The organism is Robertmurraya sp. FSL W8-0741 (assembly GCF_038004005.1).
Taxonomy (GTDB): Bacteria; Bacillota; Bacilli; order Bacillales; family Cytobacillaceae; genus Robertmurraya; species Robertmurraya siralis.
Map to the genome: position 1 here is coordinate 484,122 of NZ_JBBOQG010000001.1, position 12,066 is coordinate 496,187.

Annotated in this window: 9 protein-coding genes; 6 read left to right on the plus strand and 3 right to left on the minus strand. The window is 35.3% G+C overall.

The genetic code is table 11. The annotated features are described in order from the left end of the window. The first annotated feature begins 179 nt into the window (after positions 1 to 179). The gene (locus NST02_RS02390) at positions 180 to 1,241 is read left to right on the plus strand and encodes a saccharopine dehydrogenase NADP-binding domain-containing protein (RefSeq protein WP_340947852.1); all 1,062 of its coding nucleotides are present in this window, start codon (positions 180 to 182) and stop codon (positions 1,239 to 1,241) included. Positions 1,242 to 1,458: 217 nt separating this feature from the next. Continuing rightward, the gene (locus NST02_RS02395) at positions 1,459 to 1,638 is read left to right on the plus strand and encodes a hypothetical protein (RefSeq protein ID WP_137743765.1); all 180 of its coding nucleotides are present in this window, start codon (positions 1,459 to 1,461) and stop codon (positions 1,636 to 1,638) included. Between the two features lie 887 nt (positions 1,639 to 2,525). On the opposite strand, the gene NST02_RS02400 is transcribed toward NST02_RS02395, so the two are convergent. After that, entirely contained in the window at positions 2,526 to 3,149 is a 624-nt protein-coding gene (locus NST02_RS02400) for an alpha/beta fold hydrolase (protein ID WP_095313945.1), read from the minus strand. 509 nt (positions 3,150 to 3,658) lie between these two features. Continuing rightward, the gene (locus NST02_RS02405) at positions 3,659 to 4,843 is read right to left on the minus strand and encodes an MFS transporter (RefSeq protein ID WP_340947854.1); all 1,185 of its coding nucleotides are present in this window, start codon (positions 4,841 to 4,843) and stop codon (positions 3,659 to 3,661) included. 522 nt (positions 4,844 to 5,365) lie between these two features. Between NST02_RS02405 and NST02_RS02410 the strand changes: the two genes are divergently transcribed. The 3 genes from NST02_RS02410 to NST02_RS02420 are packed head-to-tail and all read left to right on the plus strand — an operon-like array spanning position 5,366 to position 9,531. Then, positions 5,366 to 7,249 carry a beta-glucoside-specific PTS transporter subunit IIABC gene (locus NST02_RS02410; RefSeq protein ID WP_340947857.1) on the plus strand — a complete coding sequence of 628 codons (1,884 nt, stop codon included), beginning with the start codon at positions 5,366 to 5,368 and terminating at the stop codon, positions 7,247 to 7,249. An 11-nt stretch (positions 7,250 to 7,260) separates the two neighbouring features. After that, entirely contained in the window at positions 7,261 to 8,664 is a 1,404-nt protein-coding gene (locus NST02_RS02415) for a glycoside hydrolase family 1 protein (RefSeq protein ID WP_095313952.1), read from the plus strand. A 21-nt stretch (positions 8,665 to 8,685) separates the two neighbouring features. Continuing rightward, positions 8,686 to 9,531 (plus strand): PRD domain-containing protein, encoded by an 846-nt coding sequence (locus tag NST02_RS02420; protein WP_095313954.1) that lies wholly within the window; start codon positions 8,686 to 8,688, stop codon positions 9,529 to 9,531. Positions 9,532 to 9,967: 436 nt separating this feature from the next. Here the strand turns inward: NST02_RS02420 and NST02_RS02425 are convergent, their stop codons facing one another. Next, positions 9,968 to 10,726, minus strand: coding sequence for an alpha/beta hydrolase (locus tag NST02_RS02425; RefSeq protein WP_095313956.1), 759 nt, complete (start codon positions 10,724 to 10,726; stop codon positions 9,968 to 9,970). 316 nt (positions 10,727 to 11,042) lie between these two features. On the opposite strand from NST02_RS02425, the gene NST02_RS02430 reads away from it, so the two are divergent. Further along, positions 11,043 to 12,020 (plus strand): ABC transporter substrate-binding protein, encoded by a 978-nt coding sequence (locus NST02_RS02430; protein WP_137743766.1) that lies wholly within the window; start codon positions 11,043 to 11,045, stop codon positions 12,018 to 12,020. Positions 12,021 to 12,066: the final 46 nt, after the last annotated feature.

Consider the following 12,066-nt stretch of genomic DNA (forward strand, 5'->3'; position numbering starts at 1 on the left):
AGTACCTTCCAGGCACTGCATAAATTAAATGCCATAACCTACATTTTTATGATGCCATAGACAAATTTAAGATGAAAGGAAAATTGTTAAATTCCAGATTAGTACGAAAGTTTTTTACATGAAATTCAAAGAGTACATGTTAAAATTTAGTAAAGGTTTAATAGAGAGAGGTTTAAATCATGAAAAAAATGATGGTTGTTGGAGCATCTGGTGTTCTTGGTAAATTAATTTGCATGGAGTTACTGAGAGTGTTTGAAAAGCAAATAAAATTAATAGTAACGGATTATAAAAATGAAAGAGGTAAAAGGTTAGCAGCTTTTTTTAACAGTGACGTTCAGTTTCAATGTTTAGATGTTGATAATGAAGAAAATATAAAACAAGTAATAAAGAATGTGGATATTGTAGTCGTAGCAGTAAAGCAGAGAAATCCGCATATTCAAAAAAGGTGTATTGAAAATAAAATATTATGTATAGATGTTACACCGTTTTATGATTTTGCTGAGAAAGTATATGAGCTAAATCAAAGTGCAGAAAATAATAAGATAGGTTCTGTAATAATGTCTGGATTTTTCCCTGGTTTATCAGGCTTAATGATTAAGGAAGCTATTTCGGATTTCCAAGAAATAACAGAAATAAACGTTGGTTTATTACAAAGTACGAATGCGAAAGCAGGAATATCTGGAATTTTAGATATGTTAAAGATAATAGATCAACCAGTTACCTTTCAAAATGAAACTTTATCCGGATTTACAAAAAAAAGAAGAATGTATTTTCTTAATCATTTTAGAGAAAAAGAAGTTAGGCTAATAGACCATTCAGAAAAGCTATTGTTAAAAGGGAAATTAACAACTGCCCCGATAAATTATTGGACTTCTTGGAATGTTAATGCCTTTAATAAGCTGGTTTCTATGATAAGAAAAATGGGTTTTATGGAAATGATTAATAAAGTGAATAATAATTTTCTTTCTAAGGTCGTAAGGCATAATCCTAATAAGAATGAAAATGCTTTTCTTACTGTGGAAGTAAAGGGAGTGGTTGATAACAAAGAGAGGGTAAGAATATTATTTTTATCTACCTTCTCTGATTATCATACAACCGCGATGGTGACTGCTTCATTAGCAAAAATTGCCCTGAAAAGTGAAGTAAAAGGGATCATTTGTCCTTTTGAACTAACAAATTTAGAAGAAATACTGTCTGTCATAAATTGCCCTGATATTCAAATAAAGGAAGTTAATCAATAAAAATTTTTATTGCAATCGTAAATTTTGATCACTCTTTTCATCTTTATTTGAAAGTTAAATTAATTTTTAATGAAAGATTTTTTCTTATAATGGCTGGGGTTTGATAATCCCCTTCGCCATTTAGCAAAGGAGCTAAAGGAAAGCGACGCGGCGACGGAAATAAATCCTGGTCTTTATTACCTACCGTTATCAGGTTAAGGAAATGTGTCCAAGTGCGATGCTACTTGATATTTTAGTAGAAGAACAAGTTCCTTTTTCAACCTTTTCTGATTCTCACTTCCCACAGGTTATGGGAATTTATGGAGATGACATTCAAGCGATGCTCATGAACAGAGGGGTGACGAAGGTGGCCACATTCACAAATCGAAAGCGAGAAATGGTCCTTTTTGAGGCTTAGTGAGAAAATATGAGAAGAAAGGGCAGGCCAAAGGTAAGCAGGTCTGCGCTTTTTAGGGTAGGTTAAATGAAGGAAAAATGGTATTGCCGTTAATTTCTATATGTTTCTTCTCTGAATTTCTTTTTAAATTTAAAGGGACCCAAGCTTTTGACAAAAATCCTTAATATTTCCCTGACAACACAAGTGTAATGAAAAACCAAAGGCTAAAAATACAAAGCAAACTACTGAATAGGAACCCCCACTTACTTGCTTCCATTTTGCTTCTTATCAATAAGAAAATACCGAGAAAAAAGAATGCTAAAACCCCAAAGTGGCTTTTTAGAAATGAAATCATGATACAGATAATGACTAGAAGCATTGTGATAAATTTTAGCAGTTTCATTTATTATCTCCTCTAAAAAGTTATTTAAGTATATTGAAAATAATAACATAATATGAAATATTAGAAAGATCGCTTTACAGCATTTGTAAAAAATAACTATACGAAGGAAATTTTAATATTTTTAACTTTTTCACTAATGCTCTCTATTGTTGCTACTCCAGCTATAGCTAATACAGAAGCAAGTTTGACAAATGAGAATAAGGAATATAACTCAACAAACTAAAAATAGTATTGAGGGTGAGTTCCAATATAATGGGGAAACATTTAAATTTCAAAAAGACGGCAACGGCGAATTTAATTATTTATTGTAAAGTGGTTGGAGATTAAAAAGGTCAGTATAAGTACTATTAAGTATTCAATGCTTTGATAAGTCTATAGCTATTTTAGTCATTTGATTTTTAAGAGAAAGGTTTGTATTTTTGAATCAAAGGTATAAAATGGAACCTGAAATTTTCCATTAGATTCAAACTTAAATTATTCTAGTATTTTTTTTCACAGTTTACACCTACTTTCCCCCATAAAAAGCTTCTATCATTTCAGCTAATTCTCGTGGTGCTTGTGTATTTACTTCATGACCTGCCTTTGTGATAAATTGAAGTTTTGCTGTTGGAATCAACGCTGTTAATTCCTTAGAGGCTTTTTTGTTTGCATGATCGTTCTTTCCGCAAACAATCAAGGCTTTACAAGAAATATTATGTAAGCCTTTGCTGAAGTTTAAAGTAGACATTGAATTTGTAAGCTGAATAAAGTCTTGCTTCGTAAATCCCATTTGTTGAAAGGCAGAGTTGGGGATAAGCCGAAAGATCATATTTTGGAATTTTAATAATATTTTAGGCATTTTATGTTGTACGCCAATTAACACTAAAGAGCTTACTCTTTCAGGGTATTTTATCGCATAATTTAAGGCTAGAATGCCACCTAATGACAAACCACAGAGATGTAACGGTTCGTCAATTTCAGCGCAATATTCTACAAAGCTAGCATATAGATGGTTGTAGGTTACTTCTTTTTGCTGTAGCAGCTCAGGTAAATCAGGGCAATCTATAGGGCGGTGTCTTGAAAGAAAAGAAATGGTATGATCCCAGCTAGATGAATCTTGTCCAAGTCCATGTAAAAAAATATATCTCATAAAAAATGTCCCCCATTTATATTCGGATAGAATGTATACTAACATCCTCGCTTAAATTTTTTTAAGCCTCTCTAAGAAAAGTTCTATCATTTATTTATGTTGTTTAATTCGTGGTTTTACAGCATGATGAAATCGATATATTAGAACCTTGAGTGTTTGCTAGCATACTATTACTTTAACATCTTTCAATTGGTTTTAGAAAAATATATAGAGACCAATCCACTAATATGTCACAGATTAAGATGATGATCCAATCCAATATTCCAGCACCGAAAAGGTAACGTTACGGTGATCCATATGAAGTATCAATGGACTTTTTAAACTAATGATAAGGTTCGTATTGCTCGTGAGGTTGGGCATTTATACTAGGTTCTTAGTTTCTGCTTTTATAATTTTTGGATACACTCCAATTGGGTGCAGTGGACTGTCGATGTTTATTTGTTTACTCTTTCACATATTAAAAGGGCATAAAAAAATGTTCCTTTTCAAAGACAAATGGATAGTTCCAGCTAAGACACCTTTTTTTTAAGGGATCTGCTTTCTTCCTTACGAGAGTATATCAAGGAAACAGAGAAGGCAATAAAACAAGTTCCAGCTAAAAATAGAAACGCGGCTTTCATGGATAGATGCTCATAAATGCTGCCGCTGATTATTGGAAAAGTAGTCATACCTAAGGCATAGATTGCCTGGAAAAAGCCCATTGCTGTTGATCGTTTTTGCTGGGGAATAGATTTGATTGCCTCAGAATTTAGAAGAGAGAACAATATACCCGTACCCATTCCAGGAATTAATTGTAAGAAACAAACAATAAATATGTCCCCCGTTTGAGGAACCATTAAACAGTAAATGCCCAGTAATAAAAAGCTAGAGTATATCCACTGTTTTTTTGTTAGTAGCTCAAGAAATCTGGTTGAGGCTAGCTTGGCAAATAAAACGGCAGAGAGCATATAGATGATGGAGGAAAATCCAATTACCATATTTGTTGCGCCAAGATCCTGGATGATTTGGTTTGTAAAGGACATGGTTGTAGCCATTTGCACACCTTGCTGTACTAACGCTAAACATGAATAAAGTAATAAATTTTTATCTTTTATTACCTGTAATAACTCTATTACACCTATTTTAGGTTGTATGGATGGTTTTGTTGCATGGAGGAAAAAGGACAGTACACATGCAATAAGACCAGCTCCTAAACTGAAGGCGCAAATCACCATCATGCCGACAATATCATACAAGAAAGTACTAGTGACAAAGCCAAGTAACATACCTGAATTGTTAGCCATTATAATTTTACTGGTTGCACGAGTTTGATCTCCTTTTGTAAAAAAGCTCATATACAAGATCATAAAGGAAATCCAGGTTGCGCTTGCTGTACCTGATAAAATATTTGCAATTAAAAAGCCAATATCATCAGGTAACAAAATACGAAATAAAGAAGCAGCACCAGCAAAAAAGGAGCCCAAAATGATAAAAAGTTTATGATTGCTGCTAAGATCAGCAAGAATACCCACAGGAAGCCGAAGCACAAGTTGTGAAATACCATATGCACCGATAATTGTACCAACCAAATTACTAGAAATATGCGCTAGAAGTAGATATGTAGTTTGATAAGGAACATAGACATATTGAGCGAACCAAAAAAACAGCACAATCCATAAAATGAGTGATGTTTGGTTCCTGTGCGTATTTTCCATTTTTCCATGATCTCCTTTCGTTTTTATATGTTTAGAAAGTAAATTTAAATACAAAGAAGATATATACTGAAGTGGCTAATTTTAGGTATGAAGAAGAGCATAACTTTCTTTTTTTGAGCTTAGATTCACCAATTTTTTTAATGTATCAGGGCATATAATAAACAACCAATGTTCAATAATTCCAGGCAACTAGATTCTTTAATGCAGTATAATATCCTAAAATAAAAATTTGTACAAGTATATTTTTTTTGTTTTATAATCTGAATAGGAGAATAAAAAAAGGGCTTGCAATAAAAATGAAAGCGTGTTAATTTAAAAACAAAGTTAAACAGCGGAATACATTTTGACGTGTTACTGATAATGCAGGCAAGATCAAATGTACACCAAATAACCAAGGGAGAATTTATGTATTTTCCATGGATTATTTGTGTATGTTTGATCTTTTTTTTATGTCAATGTGTGTTCCTCCTATCCGTTGGCCAGCGGACCAATCCTAACGAAGGAGCAGAAGGAGCAAAGAATATGAATTATCAACAGGTTGCAAAAGACATTTTGACGAATGTCGGAGGAAAAGAAAATGTATCAAGTTTAACCCATTGCTATACACGTTTGCGATTTATCCTAAATGACCCAAAGAAGGCCATTAAAGAGAATCTAAATAAGATGGATGAGGTCATCTCTGTTGTGGAGAGTAGTGGACAATTCCAGGTTGTTATTGGAAATAAAGTGGAAGAAGTACATGACCACATCATACAGCAGTTAGGTGAATTAAAGGAGACTCAAGGTAAAGAGGAAGAAAAAAGTTCTATTGGAAACAGAATTTTAAGTATTGTTACAGCAATTTTCACACCAATTATCCCTGCAATTGCCGCATCAGGTATGCTCAAAGGGATCTTAGCTCTTGCAGTAATGATTGCCACCTCCTATTGGGGTGTTGATATTAAGGAATACAATACGTATATTATTTTGAATGCAGCATCAAGTGCAGTGTTTTATTTTTTCCCGATAATTATCGGGTATGCAGCAGCAAAAGTGTTTAAGACAAATGAAATCATTGCGATGGTATTAGCAGCAACACTGTGTTACCCTGACATCGTTACATTAATGTCAGGAGAAGCTTCTGTCACTTTATTTGGAATTAGTGTCACCCAAGCGAATTACACATCAACTGTTATCCCAATCATCATTGCAGTATTTATTATGGCCTATGTTCAACGCTATTTTGAACGTATTACACCTGAAGTTTTAAAGATTATTATGGTCCCAACATTCACATTATTAGTAATGGTACCTGCGACTTTGATTGTTTTTGGACCTATTGGGATATACCTAGGAAACTTTATAAATTGGCTGTATTACGTCATTATGGATATTAGTCCAACGTTGTTAGGTGCTTTTATAGGGGGAATCTGGTGTGTTCTTGTCATCTTTGGAGCCCATAAGGCAATCGTACCAATCGGGATTAATGATGTTGCACGAACTGGTCAACAGAATCTTCTAGCGTTTGCAGGAGCAGCGAACTTCTCACAAGCAGGAGCAGCTGCAGGGGTTTTCTTGAAAACAAAAAATAAAAAGTTGAAAACATTAGCTGCCACTTCAACTGTTACTGCACTTTTTGGAGTGACAGAACCCGCCATATACGGCGTTAACTTAAGACTGAAAAAACCAATGATTTATGCGGTTATCAGTGGAGCGTTAGGCGGGGCATTAATGGGATGGGGTGGATCCTATGGTACAGCCTTTGCTAACCAAGGGGTTTTAACGATACCAGTTTATATTGAAGCGGGAACAAAGGCATTTTTATGTTACATAATTGGGATTGCGATTGCTTTCTTTGGGGCAGCGGCTATGACTATGTTGTTTGGTTTTAAAGACATTCCTGAAGAAGGCACTGTTGATGAGACTCCCAAAAAAACAGATAGAATCGTTCCTGATTCAGTAAAGACAGAGGCTGAAACGAGCATACCTTCACCGATTCAAGGTAGTATTATCCCTTTAGCTCAGGTCAAAGATGAGGTGTTTTCTTCGGGGGCATTGGGAGAAGGAATTGCCATTTATCCAGAGGTTGGTGAAGTCGTTGCACCAATGAATTGTAAAGTGTCTATCCTCTATCCAACGTTACACGCTATCGGTTTACAATTGGAAAACGGGGTAGAAATGTTAATTCATATTGGATTAAATACGGTGGAGCTTAAAGGAGAAGGATTTGAAGCTCATGTAAAGGCAGGCGATGAGATCAGCAAAGGAACCAAAATAGTTTCATTTGATATAAAAGCAATTGAAGCTAAAGGATATGATCTCAGCACACCGTTGATTATTACGAATTCCACACAATACCAAAACGTTTCTTTTGTAGAGAACGAAAAATCAACCATTCATGATGAGTTAATTTTACTAAAAGCATAGGAGTGTCAAATATGAAAAACCATTTTAAAAAAGACTTTTGGTGGGGAGCTTCCTCCTCGGCCTTCCAAATTGAAGGAGCCTGGGACAAAGATGGTAAAGGAAAAACCGTAGCTGATTACAATGCATTTCAAAAAGCAGATGTACAAGCAGATACGAAAGTAGCCAGTGATTTTTATCATAACTATAAAGAAGACATTCTTTTAATGAAAGAATTGGGATTAAAAACATACCGCTTCTCCATTTCATGGGCTAGAATTATTCCCGATGGCGACGGTGAGGTGAATCAAAAGGGAATTGACTTTTACAATAATGTGATTGATTTCTTATTAGAAAATGATATTATTCCATTTGTGACTCTATATCACTTCGATCTTCCATTTGCACTTGTTGACAAGTACAATGGCTGGGAAAGCCGCGATTCTGTTTATGCATTTGAAAGATATGCAAAAATTTGCTTTGAGGCATTTGGTGACCGTGTTAAGCATTGGCAGGTCCATAATGAGCAAAATCTAATGATTCGAGTTAATATACGAATGAATATGTATGATGTGCCAAGCGATCAGGTTGAGAAAGTGAGAGCACAGATGGATTATCATATGTTTGTGGCTCATGCTCTTGCGACAAATGCTTGTCATGAAATGCTGCCAGATGCAAAAATTGGTCCGGCCGTGTCCTCTACTATGACATATCCTAGTTCAAACCGTCCAGAGGACGTATGGGCGGCAAGAATGAATGACAATTTCAAAACAAACTATGCCCTGGAAATGTATTGTTTCGGCGATTACCCAGGATACTATAAAGAATACCTTAAGAAATGTGACATTTATCCAGAGACAAAGCCAGAAGATGAAGAAATACTGAAGGCAGCAAAACCAGACTTTATTGCATTGAACTATTATCGCACATTGGTAGCAAGCTATCTACCTGTAGATGAAGCTCATCCATTTGGAACGAAAGAAAATGATATAGATTTTAACTTATATGGATACTTTAAGATTGAAAAGAATCCAAATCTGGTAGTAACAGATTACGGTATTCAAGTAGATCCGATGGGCTTAAGACTTGTACTGAACGATTATTACGAAAAATATCGTCTGCCGATGATTATTACAGAGAATGGTTTAGGAACAGGCGATCAGTTGACAGAGGATGGAAAAGTGCATGATGATTATCGTATTGAATACTTAAAAAATCATATAGCTGCTTGTAATGATGCTATTTCAGATGGTGTGGAGTTATTTGGATACTGTCCGTGGTCTGTTATGGATTTGTTAAGCTCCCGTCAAGGATTTATGAAGCGATATGGTTTAGTGTATGTAGACAGAGATGATTTTGATCTAAAAGAGTTGCGTCGAATTAAGAAGGACAGCTTCTTTTGGTATCAAAATGTAATTAAAAACAATGGATTAAACTAACATCTAAGGAATGGGATGGCCATGCAAATCCTAAAAGTTATGAACAATTCGTTGATATTAGCGGTTAACGATTCAGGAAATGAATGTATTTTAATGGGAAAAGGAATAGGGTATAAGAAATCAATCGGCCATGAAATACAAGAGTCTGAGGTAGAGAAGACGTTTATCCTGAAAGATAAAACTATTCTTCGAAACTTTATACAGTTGGCAAGCGAGTTGGATGATACTTACTTTAATATTGTAAAAGAAATCATTGATTATGCGACTAAAGAACACGGAATTGAAGTCATGGATTACTTATATTTATCCTTGTCCGACCATATTGCCTTTGTTGCCAATCGTTTTTCCGAGGGAATAATAGGTGAGAAGTTTAACTATATTGAAGTAGTTAAATATCATCAAAAGGAATATGCGATTGGAAAATATGCGGTGAACCTTATCAATCAAACAATGGGTATAGAACTACCTGAAAGTGAAGCTTCCGCAATCGGACTGCATTTTGTGAATGCGCGCTTAAATTCAGAATCATATAATCAGGAAGTTCAGATTGTAAAGTTGATTGACCATCTTGAGGCAATTGTACTTAGAAAAGCAAACACCTATTTTGAAAAGGATAGCCTTTCTTACTCAAGATTCATTACTCATCTGAAATTTTTCGCAGAGAGAATAGTCAAAAAACAAACTTTTGAGGATTCTGAGTCTGATATTCTATACGACCAATTGAGTCAATCTATGTCCAAAGAAAGCGAAATTATTGAGAGTATTACACGATTTGTCAAACAAAAATATGCAATTGACTTATCCGGGCAGGAGAAAACTTATCTAATCATCCATATTCATCGTATATTGGGTGGTAACCAAAAATAAGGAAATTTACCGAATTAGAAGGCTGATTCAAAATGTCGTTGAAAAATGACATTTTGAAATCAGCCCTTTTTGTAAACGTCTAGTCTGATTTTACACTTTTTCTCATTTCCATTTTAGGCTTTAGCAACAAATAGAAAAGGGGCTTGGGAAAAAAACGGTAGTTTTCTGTAGAATTGTTTGAAACAACTGTTTTACAGTCAACTTATATTAAGTCATTCTAATTTCAAAATTGATTTAATGGTGCTTTCAATTGACCATTCTTCATATAATCATCTTTCATTCCCATGAATGTTGCATCAAGGTCTGTTTTCGACTAACTATTACGTGTGCCTAAGATTGCAAAGTCCCGTTGATAGTTCTGTTTCCGTATAAGATAATCAGTCAACTGCTTATGCACTTGCTGTTTTTAAACTTAACTGCTGCACGAATGCAGCAGTTAAGTTTCTCCGCCCTTAAACCGCAATGCCCGACTAATGGTTGCAGGTACAACGGAAGCGTGATTTTCCTCTGAAGCAATAAATAGTTCCTTTGAAAGAGCGGGCAATTCTTTGTAGAATTCTTTAGCATCCTCGACCATGAATCCCTCGTGTTCACCTACGGCTATGAATAATTTCTGCAAATCATCTGGATTTGCTTTCTCCAAATAGTCAAATAATTCTTTTCCATTCCACCAAATCGATGGGCTTATCGCGATGTAGGTTTGAAAATCATGGCAGTGCGTTAAATAGCACCAAATCGTATAGTATCCCGCCAAAGAATGGCCAAATAGAGTCTGCTTATTTTTATTTACAGCAAATTTCTTTTCGATCGCAGGCTTGAGTTCTTCTTTCATAAATTTTTGGAAGAGGGGGGCGCCGCCATGGTGACCGAGATTCATCTTTTTTCCTTTCGCATGCTCGGGGAAAAGATAATGCTCTGCTGGTGCAGTAAATTCATAGAATCTTCGTTGCCTCATGTCTTGTTCATCATGGCAAATCCCCACCACGATGCTAGGTTCAACTTTCGTTTTTGCTGTATTAGCCGATTGCAGCTTAACAGCATATTTAGCAAATTGAAAATACGATTGTCCATCTAACAAATAGACGATCGGAAACCCCGATTTTGGAGGAGTTTCATTTGGCACATATACTTCAATGGTATATTGATAATGGGTGAATTTCGAATCGTAATCAAATTGAATATCTTTGTTTTGCACGAAATCAATCTCCTTTACAACCAAATTTATCAACTATCTTCAATCGTTCCTTCGCCATCATACAATTCTCTTCAGCAATTTCCAATGTAATAAATATATAAAAATGAATGAGGAGTCCTGAAAAAAATCCATTTTATATAAAAAGAAATATAAAATAATTGTTTAAATTATAGGAAACTATTATGAAATTACCAATTTATTGGTATAAAAAAGTCCATTCTTTCATACGCAAATATCTATTCATTTCCCTATTGCAGTTTGGTAGGATGGGATCAGTAATGAGAATCAATATCAATTAAATGCTGGAGGGAAATATATGAAGAGATTTTGGAAATATGGAGTGGCCACATTAGTGACCTTTTCTTTGGCTGCTTGTAATACATCAGAAGAAAGTAGTAAAAAAACAGAGGAAAAACCGGTTGAAACAGCAACGAAATCTGAAGTGGAGGAAGCAAAGGAAATTAAGATAAATTATTTGGGGACAGAGTATGCATTCCCAAATCCTGTTGAAAATATTGTCGCTGCCAGCTTTGAATCGATGGAAGATTCGGTCGCGCTTGGGATTAAGCCAGTCGGTGTATTAGAAGTAGGAGGGAGGATTCCAGAATATTTAAATGAGCTTGAAGGAGCGGCATTGATAGGAGATAAAAGAGCTCCGAGTGCAGAGGCGATTCTTTCATTAGAGCCTGATGCGATTATTGGAACGTCCAAATGGGGCGAAGATGTCATGACGCAAATGAATAAATTAGCCACAACTCTCCCATACTCTCACATCTCAGCCAACTGGAAAGATAATCTCTTGGCGTTAGCAGCATTAACGAACAAGACAGCTGAAGCGGAAAAACTGATTGCTGATTATGAGCAAAAAGTAGCAGATACCAAAGAGAAGATTGCCAATTCAGATGTAAGTGATCAATCTGTGCTGATGATCCGTATTCGCGCTGGGCAAATGTATGTCTATCCGGAGAATGTCTATTTTAACCCGATTCTTTATCAGGATTTAGGGTTAACAGTTCCAGATGTTGTGGCAAAAGCGGAAGCACAAGCAGAAATATCATTAGAGACCTTATCAGATGTTGATCCAGATATTATCTTTTTGCAATTTGCAGAGACGGAAAATGCAGATGCTCCAAAAGCATTGGATGACCTGCAAAATAATGCAATTTTTAAAAGTTTAAAAGCATCGCAAAACGGAGAGGTATATGTGAATACGATTGCACCATTAGCTGAAGGTGGAACCGCGTGGTCGAAAACTAGATTTTTAGATGTCCTCGAAGAAAATTTATTGAAATAATGGAAGCTGCAAAATTGGAAGCAAGCATCGTCTTCGCTTCCAATCT

What these genes read in the sequence shown, in the direction of transcription:
- NST02_RS02395 (WP_137743765.1), top strand. Translation starts at nt 1,459, where the DNA reads ATGCTACTTGATATTTTAGTAGAAGAACAAGTTCCTTTTTCAACCTTT.
- NST02_RS02410 (WP_340947857.1), top strand. Translation starts at nt 5,366, where the DNA reads ATGAATTATCAACAGGTTGCAAAAGACATTTTGACGAATGTCGGAGGA.
- NST02_RS02420 (WP_095313954.1), top strand. Translation starts at nt 8,686, where the DNA reads ATGCAAATCCTAAAAGTTATGAACAATTCGTTGATATTAGCGGTTAAC.
- NST02_RS02430 (WP_137743766.1), top strand. Translation starts at nt 11,043, where the DNA reads ATGAAGAGATTTTGGAAATATGGAGTGGCCACATTAGTGACCTTTTCT.
- NST02_RS02415 (WP_095313952.1), top strand. Translation starts at nt 7,261, where the DNA reads ATGAAAAACCATTTTAAAAAAGACTTTTGGTGGGGAGCTTCCTCCTCG.
- NST02_RS02400 (WP_095313945.1), bottom strand. Translation starts at nt 3,149, where the DNA reads ATGAGATATATTTTTTTACATGGACTTGGACAAGATTCATCTAGCTGG.
- NST02_RS02390 (WP_340947852.1), top strand. Translation starts at nt 180, where the DNA reads ATGAAAAAAATGATGGTTGTTGGAGCATCTGGTGTTCTTGGTAAATTA.
- NST02_RS02405 (WP_340947854.1), bottom strand. Translation starts at nt 4,843, where the DNA reads ATGGAAAATACGCACAGGAACCAAACATCACTCATTTTATGGATTGTG.